Annotated in this window: 16 protein-coding genes and 1 pseudogene; 12 read left to right on the top strand and 5 right to left on the bottom strand. The window is 46.5% G+C overall.

What is annotated here, in order from left to right; genetic code table 11:
* Window positions 1-41: 41 nt before the first annotated feature.
* The gene (gene fic, locus RW114_RS14255) at window positions 42-1,148 is read left to right on the top strand and encodes a protein adenylyltransferase Fic (protein WP_340123423.1); all 1,107 of its coding nucleotides are present in this window, start codon (window positions 42-44) and stop codon (window positions 1,146-1,148) included.
* 45 nt (window positions 1,149-1,193) lie between these two features.
* Here fic and RW114_RS14260 read toward each other — a convergent pair.
* Window positions 1,194-1,397: pseudogene (locus tag RW114_RS14260) on the bottom strand (ferritin-like domain-containing protein); the annotation flags it as partial.
* Window positions 1,398-1,554: 157 nt separating this feature from the next.
* On the opposite strand from RW114_RS14260, the gene RW114_RS14265 reads away from it, so the two are divergent.
* Window positions 1,555-1,710 (top strand): hypothetical protein, encoded by a 156-nt coding sequence (locus tag RW114_RS14265; protein WP_340123424.1) that lies wholly within the window; start codon window positions 1,555-1,557, stop codon window positions 1,708-1,710.
* 93 nt (window positions 1,711-1,803) lie between these two features.
* Here RW114_RS14265 and RW114_RS14270 read toward each other — a convergent pair whose 3' ends face one another.
* Both RW114_RS14270 and RW114_RS14275 read right to left on the bottom strand, forming a co-directional pair.
* Window positions 1,804-2,028 (bottom strand): hypothetical protein, encoded by a 225-nt coding sequence (locus RW114_RS14270; protein WP_340123425.1) that lies wholly within the window; start codon window positions 2,026-2,028, stop codon window positions 1,804-1,806.
* Between the two features lie 157 nt (window positions 2,029-2,185).
* Window positions 2,186-4,828, bottom strand: coding sequence for an MMPL family transporter (locus tag RW114_RS14275; RefSeq protein WP_340123426.1), 2,643 nt, complete (start codon window positions 4,826-4,828; stop codon window positions 2,186-2,188).
* A gap of 412 nt (window positions 4,829-5,240) precedes the next feature.
* On the opposite strand from RW114_RS14275, the gene RW114_RS14280 reads away from it, so the two are divergent.
* From RW114_RS14280 to RW114_RS14290, 3 genes are all read left to right on the top strand, one after another.
* Window positions 5,241-5,429: a CsbD family protein gene (locus RW114_RS14280; protein ID WP_340123427.1), complete on the top strand. Its 189-nt coding sequence runs from the start codon at window positions 5,241-5,243 to the stop codon at window positions 5,427-5,429.
* A gap of 201 nt (window positions 5,430-5,630) precedes the next feature.
* Window positions 5,631-5,780: a lmo0937 family membrane protein gene (locus tag RW114_RS14285; RefSeq protein ID WP_340123428.1), complete on the top strand. Its 150-nt coding sequence runs from the start codon at window positions 5,631-5,633 to the stop codon at window positions 5,778-5,780.
* Between the two features lie 163 nt (window positions 5,781-5,943).
* Window positions 5,944-6,165, top strand: coding sequence for a hypothetical protein (locus RW114_RS14290; RefSeq protein WP_340123429.1), 222 nt, complete (start codon window positions 5,944-5,946; stop codon window positions 6,163-6,165).
* A 308-nt stretch (window positions 6,166-6,473) separates the two neighbouring features.
* Here RW114_RS14290 and RW114_RS14295 read toward each other — a convergent pair whose 3' ends face one another.
* Window positions 6,474-6,758 carry a ComEA family DNA-binding protein gene (locus tag RW114_RS14295; RefSeq protein ID WP_340123430.1) on the bottom strand — a complete coding sequence of 95 codons (285 nt, stop codon included), beginning with the start codon at window positions 6,756-6,758 and terminating at the stop codon, window positions 6,474-6,476.
* Between the two features lie 550 nt (window positions 6,759-7,308).
* Here RW114_RS14295 and RW114_RS14300 point away from each other — a divergent pair.
* The 4 genes from RW114_RS14300 (at window position 7,309) to RW114_RS14315 (ending at window position 14,149) form a co-directional block, all read left to right on the top strand.
* A complete protein-coding gene (locus RW114_RS14300) occupies window positions 7,309-9,441 on the top strand; it encodes a RelA/SpoT family protein (protein ID WP_340123431.1) in 2,133 nt (710 codons plus the stop codon).
* Window positions 9,442-9,558: 117 nt separating this feature from the next.
* Window positions 9,559-12,321: a DNA polymerase I gene (gene polA / locus RW114_RS14305; RefSeq protein WP_340123432.1), complete on the top strand. Its 2,763-nt coding sequence runs from the start codon at window positions 9,559-9,561 to the stop codon at window positions 12,319-12,321.
* Between the two features lie 53 nt (window positions 12,322-12,374).
* Window positions 12,375-13,223 (top strand): HDOD domain-containing protein, encoded by an 849-nt coding sequence (locus RW114_RS14310; protein ID WP_340123433.1) that lies wholly within the window; start codon window positions 12,375-12,377, stop codon window positions 13,221-13,223.
* Window positions 13,224-13,267: 44 nt separating this feature from the next.
* Window positions 13,268-14,149 (top strand): MBL fold metallo-hydrolase, encoded by an 882-nt coding sequence (locus RW114_RS14315; RefSeq protein WP_340123434.1) that lies wholly within the window; start codon window positions 13,268-13,270, stop codon window positions 14,147-14,149.
* On the opposite strand, the gene yihA is transcribed toward RW114_RS14315, so the two are convergent.
* The gene (gene yihA / locus RW114_RS14320) at window positions 14,111-14,749 is read right to left on the bottom strand and encodes a ribosome biogenesis GTP-binding protein YihA/YsxC (RefSeq protein WP_340123435.1); all 639 of its coding nucleotides are present in this window, start codon (window positions 14,747-14,749) and stop codon (window positions 14,111-14,113) included. The genes RW114_RS14315 and yihA overlap by 39 nt on opposite strands.
* 107 nt (window positions 14,750-14,856) lie before the next feature.
* Between yihA and RW114_RS14325 the strand changes: the two genes are divergently transcribed.
* The 3 genes from RW114_RS14325 (at window position 14,857) to RW114_RS14335 (ending at window position 16,586) form a co-directional block, all read left to right on the top strand.
* Window positions 14,857-15,519: a c-type cytochrome gene (locus RW114_RS14325; protein ID WP_340123436.1), complete on the top strand. Its 663-nt coding sequence runs from the start codon at window positions 14,857-14,859 to the stop codon at window positions 15,517-15,519.
* 93 nt (window positions 15,520-15,612) lie between these two features.
* Entirely contained in the window at window positions 15,613-16,233 is a 621-nt protein-coding gene (locus RW114_RS14330) for a thiol:disulfide interchange protein DsbA/DsbL (RefSeq protein ID WP_340123437.1), read from the top strand.
* Window positions 16,234-16,364: 131 nt separating this feature from the next.
* A complete protein-coding gene (locus tag RW114_RS14335; protein WP_340123438.1) occupies window positions 16,365-16,586 on the top strand; it encodes a hypothetical protein in 222 nt (73 codons plus the stop codon).
* Window positions 16,587-16,791 lie beyond the last annotated feature (205 nt).

A 16,791-nucleotide genomic window follows, 5' to 3' on the forward strand; every position in this document is an offset into this window, starting at 1 on the left:
CATATAGTCACTACATGTCGAAATATTAAGCATTATTAAACATGACCTGGCAACCCGATCAACCTTCTAACCATTTACCGGAACTACCACCAGTAACGGAATTTGAAAGTATTGCGGTTCTAAAAGCCTGTATTCCTGCGCGGGCGGCATTAGCAGAGCTAAAAAAAGCCGGTGAATTGCTACCCAACCAAGGGTTGTTGATTAATTTACTGCCCCTGCTGGAAGCCCAAGGCAGTTCTGAAATCGAGAACATCGTCACCACCACCGATAAACTTTTCCAATACGCACAAGAAGACAGTCAGGCTGACCCCATGACTAAAGAAGCGTTACGCTATCGAACAGCTCTGCGCCAGGGTTTTGAAGAGCTGAAACGTAGGCCGTTATGTACCAATACGGCTATGGAAATTTGCAGCACCATTAAATCGGTACAAATGGATGTCCGCAAAGTCCCTGGAACCACGCTATGCAATCAAGCTTCCGGGGATGTAATCTATACGCCACCGGTGGGCGAACAGGTAATCCGCACACTGCTAGGCAACTGGGAAGCTTTTTTACATACGGATGACGATATCGATCCGTTGATAAAAATGGCGATTGCCCATTATCAGTTTGAGGCCATTCATCCCTTTACTGATGGTAATGGCCGCACTGGGCGTGTTCTCAATATTCTGTTTCTCATTGAGCAAGAACACCTCAGCCTGCCCATCCTCTACTTAAGCCGTTATATCGTCCAAAATAAACAGGACTACTATCGCCTGCTACTCGGGGTTACCAGGAACCGGAACTGGCAAGACTGGATAATTTTCATGCTTAAGACAGTAGAAACGAGTGCTGGCTGGACCACCCGAAAAATTGAAGCGGTGCGGGAATTGGTTGAGCAAACAAAGGAATATGTTCGCAGCCAACTACCCCAAATTTATAGTCATGAGCTGATACAAGTGATTTTTGAGCAGCCTTATTGCCGAATACAAAACTTGGTGCAACAAGATATTGCCAAGCGGCAAACTGCTTCGGTCTACCTTAAGCAACTATCTGATATTGGTGTGCTATATGAAATTCAGGCTGGAAAAGAGAAGCTATTTGTCCACCCAAAACTGATTCAACTTCTGACTCAAGATCATAACGAATTCATCTCATACACGGCATAGCAGAAATGTCGGGCAACAAAAAGCTGTTGCTCGACCTAACTAACTTTACATTTGCGATTGCAAATAATTTTCCAACCCCACTTTCTCAATCAATTCCAGCTGGGTTTCCAGCCAATCGATATGCTCTTCTTCGGACTCCAGAATATGGGCAAAAACCTCACGCGAAACAAAATCGCTCACTTTCTCGCAATAAGCAATCGCTTCTCTGAGCAAAGGCACTGCAATTTGCTCAAGTTTTAAATCGCAGCTGAACGCGGTAAGGCGCAATCCGTAAGGTGCAGTAGGCGTTAGCCGTATTGCACCGCATGTTTCGCAAAGTGCCAGTTAATCAGTCCTGTAGATCGAGCATGCTGTTTATGCCCGACATTCCCAAGCTTCAATAGAGCATCGGAATTCGGATTTGCCCATGTCCGCTTTCAATATCGAAAACCAAGACCTCTTGCTAAGCAAGATTCAAGACGATGTTGACCAATCCTCCACGGCAAGGCCGGGAACGCGCAGGAACTCGCCGGTGTTATTGGTGACCTGCATCGCTTTCAACGCGGTAAGGCACAATCCGTAGGGTGCAATAGGCGTTAGCCGTATTGCACCGCATGTTTCGCAAAGTGCGAGTAGCAATGTCGGGCAACAAAAAGCTATTGCCCACCCTACCCGACTAGGATCGAAGCTCTTTTTCCATTTTTTTACATTGCCCGGCATCCAGCCATCGCTCGCACCATACATTCAAAGCGGTTGCGCTGCCTTTCATTAAATCAAATTCCCGCTTTGCTTCGCCCGGTTGTTCGGATGGCCACCAGCTATGCGCTGCAAACTGTTTGGCAATGTAGTTACAGGCTTTGGACAAATCAGCCTCTGTTAAGTCTATTTTTTTTGAATTCATAAGGTTCACCATTGCAATAAAAAGTGGGCAAAGACAAAAATTAACATCATACGCTGATCGTACTTTTCGTCGATAGCTAGCTGTGCCCAAATATTTACCAATAACAAGTAAGCAACGATCTAAATTACTGCTGCTTCACTAAGTTGTTTTGGGCTATTTATTTTTGGCGATCAACTATGGGTCTGGTCAGCACAGCTGGCAGTACCAACATCGTACAAACTACAATCAACACCAAGCCGATAGACAGCAACAAGCCCATGCTTGCCAAACCTAGATGCGGCGTAAATGCCATGCTGACCAGACTGCACAGCGTGGTCAGGCTGCTGAAAATGACCCCCCTTGCGGTGCTGGTCTGCAATACGCTGTGCGTTTGATCGGGCATGTTGCGCAACCGGTTCATGATATAAATACCGCTGTCAACGCCGAGACCGAACAGCAGCGGTATCACGATAATGTTGGCAAAGTTGAACGGGGTATTCAACACGACGGTTGCCGCGCCGGTCAGTATGGCGGTCATCGATAAAGGCAACAAGATAAGAAAAGTGTCTTTGATGCTTCGAGTCGCCAGTAACAAAACCAATGTGATAGCTACGAATGCACCCATCAGAGCCTGCTGAAACGCCTTGACTACGGCGTTTCCGGATTCCAGGTAAATGACCGGCAAATCGGTCGCATTCGGCGCTATTTGTCTGACTTCGGCAATGAATTCCTTTAGGTTTTGGTGATCGTCCAGGTTTTTGCTTGGAAATACCTGAACCCGATAAATGCCGCCTTTGCTGAGCCAGCGTTCGGACAAATCTTGCGGCAATCGCTCCAGCGTCACCACATCGGCATTGAGCCCTTGCATCAGTTTGTTCATGGTGTCCGGCAGGGTACCCAATAAATTTTGCTGTAACCGATCGAGCAATGCGCTCTGTTCCGGCCTGGATTTCGCTTCCAGTTCAGTCAATAGCCGTTGCAGCAGTTCATCAAGCGATTGCATGCTGGCCGCGAGGTGGCTGTCCGGTTGGTCTTTTAGGCTTTTCTCGACGTCCCGTTTAAAGGTCGTCAGCGCCGTCCGGTGGTTTTCGGCGCTGTCTTGTTGTAACGGTGGAAATACCTCGGAACGCAGACCCATCACTAAAGCCAGTTCTTGAATAAGATCGAGTTTTTGCGTCTGATGTTCGGGAATGAAATCGAAAATGGTCAGTGCATTTTCTACTGACGGCAACCGTTGCAGTTGTTGCGCCTGAGTCCGGGCTTCCGCTTCGTTTGCCGCCAATATTGTCAGCGTCATCGGTGAGGTGGTTTTGGTTTTCAGTAATTCCTTGAAAGTCGCGACAGATTCGCTGGCAGGATCGCGTAAATTGAGCGGGTTAAAGTCGAACCGGACTTGCGTCAACAAACCTAACCCGGCCAAGGTTAAGCCGAGTGCCGTCCATTTGATAAGTGCCCCGTGCCGTATCGGAAAATCGTAAATCCAGTCGGGAAAAGTATTGCGGAAATCTTTGACCTTCGGTTTTAACGGGAACAGCTGTAACAGCGCGGGTAAAACCGTCACAGAAATAATGAACGCAATCAGCATCCCGCCTCCGGCAATCACGCCTAGCTCGGAAACGCCGGTGTAGGCGGTCGGGATGAATGAAAAAAAACCTATCGCCGTGGTGACAGCACACAGACCAATCGAAGGCCTGACTTTACGTACCGCCTGCATCAGCGCTTGCTGTTGTGGGACATTTTGCTGGAGCAATTCCTGGTAACGCAGGCTAATCTGTATCGAATAATCGACGCCGATACCGATATAAAGTACCGCGAACGAAACCGAAATAAGATTGAGATGACCAATTGCCAGCGTCGCAAAACCGGCAGTCAATATTAAGCCGACCAGCAGCACGGTAAAGGTAATCAGTACCAGTTTCAATGAACGCAGGCCGATCAGTAATGCCGTACAGACCAGAATCATCGAGAACAACGAGGCCATTTGGGCGCTACGCTGAACGCTTTCCAATTCGTCATGTTCCAGCACGACTTCGCCGGTCAGTCTTATGCTAACGTCGGGAAACGCTCGTTTAGCGTTATCGACAATAGCCCGCACGCTCTGCAAGGCTTTTTCGGCGGGCACCAGTGCATTGAAATCGAGTACAGGATTAAGCAGGATGAAGCGTTGGGTCGTCGTCAGTAAATCCTGGTCATCGCCGAACATCAACTGCTGCCATGAAAGCGATCTGTCTGTGCCGTCCAGCAATCCCCTGATGACGGCCTGAATGCTGTCCAGCAAGGGTTTCAAATTGACCGGAAGGTCTTGGTCTGCGCTGGTGATAGCAAGCCCTATTATCGATAACAGGCTTTTCAGGCTGTTGTCTTTGGATAAGCTACCGATAAAAGGCTGCGCCTCCACCAATTTAGCGGCCAGCGCATTCAATTCGTCAAGGTCGAGATAAAGCAGGCCATGGCGGTCGAAAAATTCGCCTTCGCCCGGAATATAAACCGCTTCAATCTCTTCCTTGTCTTGCCTGAAGTGTTCGCCAAGGTAAGCCAATGCCTGCGTTGCCCTTTCCGGCGTTGCGCCATCGACGACGACTAGAATCGCCGCATCATCTTGCGGAAAAGCCTGAAGGAAGCGACTACGATCCTGCAGGAAAGGTAGTTCTTTGGATAATATTTTGGTGGTATCGGTGTTAATGCCAAGGTTCCGCGCAGTGTAATACAAGCTAAAACCACAGGCTACACAGACCAGAAACACCAGTACCTTGGGGAAACGCAGTAATAGGCCTTCCAAACCGGCCAGGAATGAATCGCTTATTTCGGACATTTTTTTCATGCTTCACCTCGGTATCATGATTGTGGGGAGGTAATTTCGGTTTTTTCTGCATCGGCAATTATTTTCACCTCGTTCCCACGCAGCGCGTGGAAACGAGGTGAAACGGTAACTTCTCATTACCCAACCAATACATTAATTAAAATCAGCACTCGAATATGCGGTTATGCTGTGTCGTTGTCGGTTGTCGACAACGACACAGCGGCTAGTCGTCAATTGAATCGTCGCGTGAAAATAATCCTCTCCGACGAAAACTGCAATATCGTTTCACGCTAGGCATGATCGATCTCCGGCGGCGTTTTTATGTGCGGTGCCGCACCGACTGTGTCCAGCTTTACTTGTAATGTGCTATTCGAGCGATGGGAAATCATTTTCTTGCTCTAATCATAACAAAATTAATTATCAGGAGACATTGATGAACAAAGATCAAGTAAAAGGCAAAGTCGAAGAAGTCAAAGGCAAAGTCAAGGAAGCCACCGGCGTGATACTGGACGATGAGGGTATGGAAGTAGAAGGCAATGTCCAAAAGAACGTCGGCAAGGTGCAGAAGGGCTTTGGTGATCTCAAGGAAGATATCAAGGATGCCATTAACAAAGACGACTAGAAAAGGGTACTGTTGGGCTGTACAACCGAGTCCAGACAAACTGACCGGTATCTGATGCTCTTGATTACCTTTTTTAACAGGTGATGAACATGGTCTCGCCGTTTAGGGGTTAGCATCGCTTTGACTTTCGGCAATACGATTCGTATGTTTATCTGTGGTTTATATCGCCGTCAATTGACGGCCTCTTACGGAGAAGCACAAATGTTAGAAACTCTCGCAATTATCCTAGTCATCCTTTGGATACTGGGTTTGGTCTCCTCATACACATTGGGCGGGTTCATTCACATTTTGTTGGTTATCGCGATTATCATAATCGTGCTACGTGTCATTCAAGGCAGAAATGTCGTGTAAAGACACTGGAATAAGCTTATGCAACGTGTTATCAGCCGGAGCTGATCGGTTCAGGCATCCTGGAAACCCGCATTCAGACTTCGCAATAACGGTTTCCGGGCTTGTCTTTACGCTACATTGCTAGGTTGCAGCAGTGAAAATTTAAAACTTATGGAGAGACTAAGTGAACACAGTCAAGATTGTGGCAATTATGCTGATCGTAGCCGGGGTATTAGGGTTGGTTTATGATCGTTTCAGCTATACCAAGGAAACTCAGGAAGCCAAGTTAGGTCCGTTGGAATTAACGGTTAAAGACACGCAGACAGTTTATGTGCCGGTCTGGGCTGGTGTAGGGGCGATAATAGCTGGCGGCGGGCTCCTGCTTTTTGCTAGCAGGAAAAATTAGCGGCTACGCGATGAGTGGATCAGTAAGGTCCCCATCCAGGCCAACCGTCTGTCAGCCTTAATTAATAAGTTATTAGCTATAAGAATTATTTGTGGATATAAGGAGCTGGGAATGGTATTTCGTTAAATGCATAAAGATACATCCTTAGCATTATGCAGTCATGCAAGAGAACGATTTCTTGATAAGATGTCACGCGGTTAAGAATATAAAACTACAAAATCAACCCATTACCCAAATACCGAACTACACAACAAAAAACCGGCAGTCCCCTGAGAAACTGCCGGTTTCTTGAAATACCTACCAATAATCTACTTGGCTTTTTTATCCACGATTACGGCATCACTTAACAAGACATCGTTTTTGATTTTTTCTAGGGATTTCTCACCGATCCCGGCAACATTAACCAAGTCTTCCACTGCTACGAAAGGGCCTTTTTCTTCCCTGTACTTAACAATGGCTTCGGCTTTTTTAATGCCTATGCCCGACAGGGATTCCCCTATAGTTTTTGCATCAGCGGTATTGATGTTTACAGGCGAGGCAATGACATTAAATGAGCAAAAAGCGACCAATAATACGACTAATAATCTTTTCATTTTTTATTTTCCTGTTGTGAGTAATTATAGCTTTATGAATAGTTTTTTAGAGATAGCCAAGTAATTATCAACTATTCGCCCCTAAGTTTAGACGTTTGCTGCGCGAATACAACTTAATTTATTGCCCTGTCGCATAATAGGCCAATCCGCTACGTTTAACCCTGTCCGATTCATACCTATTACGCCCGTCAAAAATCACTTTATATTGGCCAACTGTCACCGTTGACGCAGACATAGAATTGCCGTCAACAACCATCAATATCTTCACTTTATTTAATTGTATTTCAACAAGTTAAAATATATATTTAGCAATGTGTTCCGTCAATCTGCCCCTTGCCTACATCATCCACAGGGATGTGGTGAAAGCTTCCGCTCCTCACCCCTTACCTACATCCGTGTAGGCAATGCAGATATTGCATAATGCCGAATGGCGTGCAATAGAGTAATGTGGGAGCCAATATCTGCCCCCTGCAGGCAATGATTGCTTGTTAGACTATCCGGCATTGACCTATCATAACCGCCAAGTTTTCAAATTATTGACTATCGTTTGATGCAAAAAAACACCGAGCCCAATAAACAACTTTTTAACGGATTTTCTGCTTCCGATACCGAACAAATCAATCGGGCGCTCGCGATTATCGCCAAAATCCCTGAAGATCCCCATTATTTCCGCCCCAAGGGAGTTGAGGTGGCGACCATTTTGATGGACTTTAATGTCGACCTGAAAACCATCCTCGCCGCGATCTTAAGCGATCCACGCTTAGCCCATTTAAATCCAAAGCCTAACATTAAAGAACAGTTTGGCGAAACGGTTGCAACGCTGGTTAATGATGTTAACTGGCTGAATAAGTTAACCGTTTATTCTCTGGAAATGACGGATCAACCGAGCCAAACGGAAACCTTGCGCCGAATGCTGCTGTCCATGACTCAGGATGTCCGCGCCGTGCTGATAAAGCTGGCTTACCGGATTCAACGACTTAAGGTTTTACCCAGAGAATCTTATGAGCTCAGACGTTTTATTGCCCAGGAAACGCTGGATATTTATGCGCCGATTGCCAACCGTATGGGTATTCATCAGTTAAAATGGGAGCTGGAGGACATGGCTTTTCGCTATCTGAAGCCCCAATCCTATCTCCGTATCGCCAAGTCGCTAACCGATAACCGTATACAGCGGGAAAACTGTATTAATAAGTTTATTGCTCTGCTACAGAAAAAACTCGCCGAGGAGTCGCTTTCTGCCGATATTTACGGTCGCCCCAAGCATATTTACAGCATCTGGAAAAAAATGTGCCGCAAGCACTTGGACATAGACGAACTTTATGACCTGTTAGCGGTGCGCGTGATTGTCAACAACCTGACCGCTTGTTATGCCACGTTAGGTATCGTGCATAGCCTGTGGCAAACTATTCCCAAGGAATTTGACGATTACATCGCCAATCCCAAAGAGAACGGTTATCAGTCTTTGCATACCGTCATTATCGATCCCGATGGCAATCGTATCGAGGTACAAATCCGCACCCAACAAATGCATGACTTTGCCGAACTCGGCGTTGCCGCGCACTGGTCTTACAAAGAAGGCGGCAAGCATGACTCTGCAATAGAAAAAAATATCGCCTCGTTGCGTAAATTACTGGAAGAAACCACCAGTCCTGAGCATAGCAGGAAGGAAGGCAGCGATGAAACACTGTCCGAGAGTTTTCGCAGCGAACTATTTAATGATCGCGTCTACGTGTTAACGCCGGCCGGTAAATTAATCGATCTGGTTAAAGGCTCTACGCCGCTGGATTTTGCCTATGCAATCCATACCGAGATTGGTCACCGTTGCCGGGGGGCAAAAATCAATGGGCGTATTGTGCCGCTGACTTATACCTTAAAATCCGGCGAGCAGGTAAAGATCTTAACGGCAAAAGACGGCGGCCCCAATCACAATTGGATCAATCCCAATCTGGGCTATTTAAAGACATCGGCGGCGATCAGTAAAGTCAAAAGCTGGTTTAAAAATCAGCAACAAGCCCAAAATATCGCCACAGGCAAAACTATTCTGGATAAGGAAAGCCAGCGTCTGGGCTTAAAAGCGCTCAACTTGACGGAGCTGGCTAAACATTTTCATCAGCCGGATACCGATAGATTGCTTGAAGCGATTGGCCGTAGCGATATTAATAGCCGTCAGCTTGCGGCGTTTTTTAAGGTACCTGAATTGGAAGCTCCGGTCCCCGTTCAGCGTAAAAAGCCCGAGGCTAAATCAGTCATTTCTGTAACCGGTATTGATAATGTTCTAACTTCTTTTGCTCACTGCTGCTCGCCGGTTCAGGGGAATGACATTATCGGCTATATTTCCCATAAAAAAGGCATTACCATCCACCGCAAAGATTGCGAAAACATCTTGCACCTTGACCCCGAAAAGCAGGCTCAGCTTATTTCGGTGAGCTGGGGCACAAAAAAGGCCAGCTATGCTGTCCCCATTGTTATTGATGCATTTAACTCCCATAATTTGCTGAATGATGTTGCCCAGATTTTGGCTCAGACTAAAATCCATATTTCCAATGCCGCACTGGATACCCATCCCGATTTTTCAGCGCGACTCAATTTGACCATTCAGATTGAAAATACCGATCAGTTAAGCCAAGTGCTTAATAAAATAAATCAATTGCCTAATATCGCGGATGTTAAGCGGAAAACCTGACGCTGGGGCAATTGTTGCTTCTGTGGGCGCAAATTTATTCGCGCCTAGTCAACAACGCGAATAAGTTCGCGCCCGCAGCCTTGTCTCTTTAAACTTGCACCTTTAACCCAAATTCCTATGCCTCAACAAACACAAACCATTCCTGAGCCTAGCCGAAGGGAGCGCCTGATTCTGGTTGACGGCTCCTCTTTTTTATTTCGTGCTTATCATGCCATTCCGCCGCTGACCAACGCGAATGGCGAACCCACCAACGCAATTCACGGCGTAACCAGTATGTTGCGTAAACTGATCGCCGACTATCACAGCGACTACATCACCGTGGTCTTTGATGCGCCGGGTAAAACCTTTCGCAATGAGCTTTATGACCAGTACAAAGCCCATCGGCCGCCCATGCCTGATGATTTGCGGGTACAGATTGCCCCGCTACACAAGCTGATTCGGGCTATGGGTTTGCCGTTAATCATCGAACCCGGCGTGGAAGCCGACGATGTGCTGGGAGCTTTAGCTCAACACGCCGAACAACAAGGCCTAGACGTCATTATTTCTACCGGTGACAAGGATATGGCGCAGCTGGTTACCGAGCACATTATTCTGGAAAACACCATGTCCAATACCCGCATGGATATTCAGGGGGTTTTCGACAAATTCGGCGTCAAACCGGAGCAGATTATCGATTATCTAGCCTTGATCGGCGACACCGTCGACAATATCCCCGGCGTACCCAAAGTCGGCCCTAAAACGGCGGCAAAATGGCTGGCGCACTATCAGACCTTGGAAAATCTGGTCGCCCACGCCGATGAAATCACCGGAAAAATCGGCGAAAACCTGCGCGCCAGTTTGGATCAGCTGCCGTTATCCAAACAACTGACCACCATTAAGTGCGACCTGGATTTGCCCTACAGCATCGAAGACCTGAAGCAGCAACCGATGGACAAGGCGGAACTGAAAAACTTATTGGCTGATCTGGGCTTTTCGTCGTGGTTAAAAATGCTGGATAATCCTCCGGCTACGCCCAGGACAAGCTCCATTGAAACGGCAACCGCTCAAATTGATGATAAACCGGCGCACATTGAATCCAGTTATGAGACGGTATTAACCGAACAGCGCTTTAATGAGTGGCTGGTTCAACTGGAAAAAGCCGAATTATTTGCCTTCGACACCGAAACCACCAGCCTCGATTACAGTAAGGCGCAGATAGTCGGCATATCGTTTGCGGTGACGCCAGGCTTTGCCGCCTATGTGCCGTTAACTCATGACTATCCCGGCGTACCTGAGCAACTGGATCGGTCTGAAATACTGGAAAAACTCCGGCCTCTGCTGGAAAATCCGCGTAAAGCCAAACTCGGGCAAAACCTGAAATACGATATGCATGTATTGGCTAATCACGGCATCGCCTTGCGCGGCATTAGCCACGACACCATGCTGGAATCTTATGTGTTAAACAGCACCGCAACCAAACACAATATGGATGATCTGGCTAAACACTATCTGGGCGTTGAAACCATCCATTACGAAGATGTGGCCGGTAAAGGCGTCAAACAAATCGGCTTTCAGGAAGTGCCGATAGAGCAAGCCGCCCCTTACGCCGCAGAAGATGCCGACATTACCTTGCGACTGCATCAACTGCTGATGGCAAAACTGGCACAATATCCAGAATTGCAAAAGCTGTATACGGAAATGGAAGTCCCTCTAATCAGCGTGCTGGCGCGCATTGAAAACAATGGCGTATTGATCGACACCGCGATGCTCGCGCAGCAAAGTCTTGAACTTTCCAGTCAGATCATCTCCCTTGAGCAATATGCTCACGATTTGGCAGGACAGACCTTTAATCTGGGTTCGCCCAAGCAGATCCAGGAAATACTTTACGATCAGCAAAAACTGCCGGTATTAAAGAAAACCCCAAAAGGCCAGCCCTCAACAGAAGAGTCGGTATTGCAGGAATTGGCACTCGATTACCCGCTGCCCAAGCTGATTTTGGAGTACCGCAGTTTAAGCAAACTGAAATCGACTTATACCGACAAGCTGCCACAACAGCTTGACGGACAAACGGGGCGTATTCATACCTCGTACCATCAGGCGGTAGCCGCAACAGGCAGGCTGTCCTCCTCCGATCCCAATTTGCAAAACATTCCGATACGCAGTGAAGAAGGGCGCAAAATCAGACAGGCGTTTATCGCTCCCGAAGGCAGAAAAATAGTCGCCGCCGATTATTCTCAAATTGAGTTGCGCATCATGGCGCATTTATCGGCTGATTCAGGCTTGTTGACTGCTTTTACCGAAGGACAGGACGTACACAGGGCCACAGCGGCTGAAGTATTTGGCGTAGCTCCCGAACACGTCACCACCGATTTGCGGCGCTCAGCCAAGGCCATTAATTTTGGGCTGATTTACGGCATGTCGGCCTTTGGTCTGGCACAACAATTAGGCTTGTCGCGTAGCCAAGCCCAATCTTATATCGATTTGTATTTTACCCGTTATCCCGGTGTCAAAAACTATATGGACAGCATCAGGGAACAAGCCCGCGAGCAAGGCTACGTTGAAACACTATTCGGCAGACGACTGTATTTGCCGGAAATAAATTCACGCAACGCGGCGCGCCGCCAATACGCCGAGCGCACCGCTATCAACGCGCCGATGCAGGGAACTGCGGCCGACATCATTAAACGCGCGATGATTGCCGCCGATGAGTGGTTGTATCGGGATAAACCGGATGCCAAAATGATTATGCAAGTGCATGACGAGCTGGTATTTGAGATTGCAGCAGAGCAGGTAGACGACTGCACTGCGATGATCAGAACCCTGATGTGTGCGGCCGCCGATCTTGATGTGCCGCTGATTGTCGATATAGGCGCTGGTAATAATTGGGACGAAGCCCATTAGAAGCCACTACAAATGCTATACTCTTTTTGCCGATTATTGCTTAACGACACACAATGCCAAACTCAATAAATGAAAAACTCATCGTCCTCGTTGAAAAAATACCCGCTTTTCCTAAAAGCGTCCAACAGGTAGTGCAATTAACGTCGGATATCAATGCTTCGGCAAAAGATATTGTTCGCGTTATAGAATGCGATCCGGTCATGACCGTTAAAGTTCTTAAGGCGATTAATTCATCTTTCTACGGCTTGCCGCAAAAAATAACCTCCGTCCAAAAAGCGGTCGTATATATCGGCATGAATACCATAAAGAACATAGCATTAGGTGTTGCCGCAATGGGTATGCTAAATCCCACCAACAAGGCCAATTTCAATACCTCCGATTTCCTGCTGCATTCTTTAACCACCGCCGCAATCAGTAAAACACTGGCTGAGCGACTAGGTCTATCTGCCTCACAATGCAGCGATTGTTTTGTTGCTGGCTTACTGCATGACTTTGGAAAAGTGGTATTCGCCGAGTTTATGCCTGCTGAATTTAAACTCGCCTTGGAAAAGAGCAAAGAACAACAACTGCCGTTGCATCAGACCGAACTCGAATTTATCGGTTTGAGTCATACACAGGTCGGTAAAATGCTGGCCGAGAAATGGGAGCTGTCTGATGCCTTAATTGATGCCATCGCTCATCATCATAATCTCGACCCTAGCCAAAATGTCTTAAGGGACTGCGTTTTTGCCGCTAATCAAGTCAGTAAACAGATGCAGTTCGGCAATGGCGGAAACCCGCTGATAGAGGACTTTCCCGAAGCCATTAGCACCCGCTTTGGCTTGTCGCTCTCCGCCATGTGCGAGGCATTAGGGGACTTAGCAGTCGTCAAAACAGAAGCGCAATCCTTTATTAATTTGTAGTGCTCGGTTTGTGTTCCTGCATCCATTCAGTCGAAGGGTAAACAATGAAATTTAAATTCTGGGGCGTTAGAGGATCCATACCAACACCGGGACCCACTACGCTTAAATATGGCGGCAATACCACCTGCATAGAAATCAGAACCGATGACAATGATTTGATCATTCTTGATGCCGGTACCGGCATACACGCACTCGCACAAAATCTGCTCAAAGAAATGCCGATTCAGGCGCATATCTTCATTACCCACACCCATTGGGACCACATACAGGGACTACCTTTCTTTATTCCCATTTTTATTCCGAACAACCAGATTACAATCTACGGCGGAATTGATCCGGTAACCAATGAAACTATCAACAGGGCGCTTTCTGTACAGTTGCAATACAGTTTCTTTCCGATACGGGAAGCGCAGTTAAATGCACGGATTGAATACGCTACAGTCAAGCCGGGGGTACCGGTCAAGGTTGGCACCGCCACTATCACCCCGATTATACTCAGTCACCCGGTACTAAATTTCGGCTATCGAATCGACTGCGACGGGCAGTCACTTTTTTTTACCGGCGATTACGAACCACAGATCAACATCTATGATCCGGAAGATGATGAATATACCGAATTCCAGTCTTTTGTCGATGCCAAATGGGACGAAGTGGTCCTGGCCATGAAAGATGTCGATGCGTTGATTGTCGACTCATCCTATACCAACGAGGAATATCTTTCCAAACAAGGTTGGGGGCATGGCACTTATGATTCGGGGATAAAACTGGCTATCGCCGCTAACGCAAAAAAACTATTTTTTACTCACCATGAACCTACCCGTAACGATGAAAGTCTTGATGTCATTTATCAAAACTTATTGCAAAATAATCCGAAAAGCCGCTGCGAATTATTGCTCGCTCAGGAAGGTGTCGACATTCTGCTCTGATTCCTTCGGAGTAAACAATTGATCAAGCGCTGCATGCACCTCATCAACACCGGTTTTTTTCAAAGAGGAAAACAGCTGTATCGTCAAAGGGAAATTCGCATCCCTTAGCTCCTTTTGTATCTGCAACAAGGTATTTTTAGCCGCGCCGTAATTCAACTTATCCGCCTTGGTTAACAATATATGTAGCGGCAACCCGGTGTGTTCGCACCACTCTATCATCTGCCAGTCGAATTCGGTTAACGGATGACGGACATCCATCACCAGAATTATGCCGCATAATGATTTGCGACTGGTTAAATACGTTTCCATCAACTCATGCCATTGTTTTTTCACCGCTAAAGGCACTTTAGCATAGCCGTAACCGGGCAAATCGACAAACCGTTGTCGCTCATTAATTTCAAAAAAATTGAGCATCTGGGTTCTGCCCGGTGTTTTACTGATCCGGGCCAATCCGTTTTGCCGGGTTAAGGTATTAATCGCGCTCGATTTACCCGCATTAGAACGTCCGGCAAACGCGACTTCCATGCCCTGATCCTCGGGCGTGTCACGGAGATGTGGCGAACTGTTAATAAATTTTGCTTGATGATAAACTGGATTCATCGTTGTCTCGCTTAGAATTACTATTTAGAGTAAAATTTAAAACTGTAATAGCAGGCACAATGCCTGCTCCTACGTAAAACTGATTAACCATTCCGAAGGGGAATTTGATGAAGAAAAAATGGCAGATACTTTCAATTTCTCTGGCGTTGACCAGTGCTACCGGTATTTTACATGCACAAGGCAATATTAACGCAGGAAAACAAAAAACAGCCTCCTGCACCAGTTGTCACGGCGACAACGGCAACAGCCTAGTTTCAACATTTCCCAAGCTGGCACAGCAACACGGATCTTATCTGAAGCAGCAGTTGCATGCATTTAAAGACGGCAGCCGCAATGACCCAATGATGTCTGCGTTGGCGCAATCATTAACCGATGAAGATATAGCCGATATTTCCGCATACTACGCCACACAAAAGATTTCTGAAAATACCTTGCCTGTCCTGGACGCTGACGATGAAGACGAAAAACCGGCCGCTAGCAAAGATATTCAGACGCTCATTGCCCAAGGCAGCGATCTGTACCGCAACGGCGATCTGACCAGAGAAGTCTCGGCCTGCATCGCCTGTCACGGTCCTTTTGGCGAAGGCAACAAACCGGCTTCATTTCCGGCACTAAAATCGCAACACGCCGACTATTTAATTAAAGCGCTCACTGACTTTAAATCCGGTTCTCGCAGCAATAATCCGGAAAATATCATGCACATGATTGCTAAAAAAATGACCGATGAGGAAATAAAAGCCGTTTCTTATCGTATATCGATGATGAAATAAACCTCATCCAAATAATACCAAAACTCCGCAGGTTTGTTACGTTCCAGTCTCCAATGCAAAACCGACCTGCAAAACCTATAGAGAACATTAGCTATGCTTATAAAAATCGCCCAAACCAGTTTATTAATCTTATTGTTTTCCTGTTCAACCTTGTTAAAAGCCGAGTCGGTTGGTTATGAAACCTTGTCGCCGGCACAACCCACCCATAATCCCGATAAAATTGAAATCATTGAGTTCTTTTGGTACGGCTGCCCGCATTGCTACAGCCTTGAACCACTACTGGAAAAATGGGTAAAAAGCTTGCCTAAAAATGTTGAGTTTATCCGTCAACCCGCTGTGTTTAGCGACCTTTGGGGCAAGCATGCCAAAGCTTATTTTACGGCTGAAGCGCTGAGCGTAGCCGATAAAATTCATGCCGACTTTTTCGACGCCATCCAAAACAAAAAACAAAACCTTGAGACCGAAGATCAGCTGGCTAAATTTTTTGTTGCGCATGGCGTTAATGAAAATGAATTCCATGACACTTACAATTCATTTCTAGTCGACGCCAAAATGCGCCAGGCAACCACAATGGCCGGTCGTTACGGCGTAACCGGCGTTCCTGCCCTCATTATTAACGGCAAATACAAGACCAATGGTCCTATTGCCGGTTCTCATGAAAAAATGCTTGAAGTGGTCGATCAACTGATTAAACAGGAAGGTGCTACAAAATAATTGTGCCTTATCCCAACAGATTACATTCTTATAACCATTTGATAACTTGAACAAACTATACCTAAATGCGGTGGCTTGCAGGTCGCCGCTTGCACAAAATAGCAACCGCTTAATCATTGACAAGGTCTATCGTGAATTTTTTTAACAAGACAGCCGAACAGGATAAATGGAAAAAGAAATATTTAAATCTGCTTGATGAACAGGAACAATCAGAGGTTTCTTACAAAGAAAAAGAAGACCTGCTGTGTAAAACCATAGTACGCCTGACTATCGCAACCGCTGGACTAGACCCTCTTCTTGACCCGCACCTTCTGGGTATTCGTGATCAATTAAAAAGGCTATGTCATCGTTAACTATGGAATTTTTTATTTCTTTTTCATAAAATAAGCCATGTAGGTTTTCAATTGGAGATCATCATGAAAAACGCCGAGTTTTTTCAATTAATTACTGCAATCCGTGAATTAGATCATCACCAGCGCAAACTGCTGAACGCTGCCTTAAATCAACTATCCGACGAACCCAAAGTCCTCGAATTGATTGAGTCCTGCTTTGATGCTA

The sequence above is a fragment of the Methylobacter svalbardensis genome, assembly GCF_037671525.1.
In the GTDB taxonomy this organism is placed as follows: domain Bacteria; phylum Pseudomonadota; class Gammaproteobacteria; order Methylococcales; family Methylomonadaceae; genus Methylobacter_A; species Methylobacter_A svalbardensis.

Excerpts from the sequence above, each read along its gene's own strand:
- RW114_RS14265 (WP_340123424.1), top strand. The coding sequence starts at position 1,555 with ATGTCCGCTTTCAATATCGAAAACCAAGACCTCTTGCTAAGCAAGATT.
- RW114_RS14300 (WP_340123431.1), top strand. The coding sequence starts at position 7,309 with ATGCAAAAAAACACCGAGCCCAATAAACAACTTTTTAACGGATTTTCT.
- fic (WP_340123423.1), top strand. The coding sequence starts at position 42 with ATGACCTGGCAACCCGATCAACCTTCTAACCATTTACCGGAACTACCA.
- RW114_RS14325 (WP_340123436.1), top strand. The coding sequence starts at position 14,857 with ATGAAGAAAAAATGGCAGATACTTTCAATTTCTCTGGCGTTGACCAGT.
- RW114_RS14275 (WP_340123426.1), bottom strand. The coding sequence starts at position 4,828 with ATGAAAAAAATGTCCGAAATAAGCGATTCATTCCTGGCCGGTTTGGAA.
- RW114_RS14280 (WP_340123427.1), top strand. The coding sequence starts at position 5,241 with ATGAACAAAGATCAAGTAAAAGGCAAAGTCGAAGAAGTCAAAGGCAAA.
- RW114_RS14285 (WP_340123428.1), top strand. The coding sequence starts at position 5,631 with ATGTTAGAAACTCTCGCAATTATCCTAGTCATCCTTTGGATACTGGGT.
- RW114_RS14295 (WP_340123430.1), bottom strand. The coding sequence starts at position 6,758 with ATGAAAAGATTATTAGTCGTATTATTGGTCGCTTTTTGCTCATTTAAT.
- polA (WP_340123432.1), top strand. The coding sequence starts at position 9,559 with ATGCCTCAACAAACACAAACCATTCCTGAGCCTAGCCGAAGGGAGCGC.
- yihA (WP_340123435.1), bottom strand. The coding sequence starts at position 14,749 with ATGAATCCAGTTTATCATCAAGCAAAATTTATTAACAGTTCGCCACAT.
- RW114_RS14310 (WP_340123433.1), top strand. The coding sequence starts at position 12,375 with ATGCCAAACTCAATAAATGAAAAACTCATCGTCCTCGTTGAAAAAATA.
- RW114_RS14270 (WP_340123425.1), bottom strand. The coding sequence starts at position 2,028 with ATGAATTCAAAAAAAATAGACTTAACAGAGGCTGATTTGTCCAAAGCC.
- RW114_RS14330 (WP_340123437.1), top strand. The coding sequence starts at position 15,613 with ATGCTTATAAAAATCGCCCAAACCAGTTTATTAATCTTATTGTTTTCC.
- RW114_RS14315 (WP_340123434.1), top strand. The coding sequence starts at position 13,268 with ATGAAATTTAAATTCTGGGGCGTTAGAGGATCCATACCAACACCGGGA.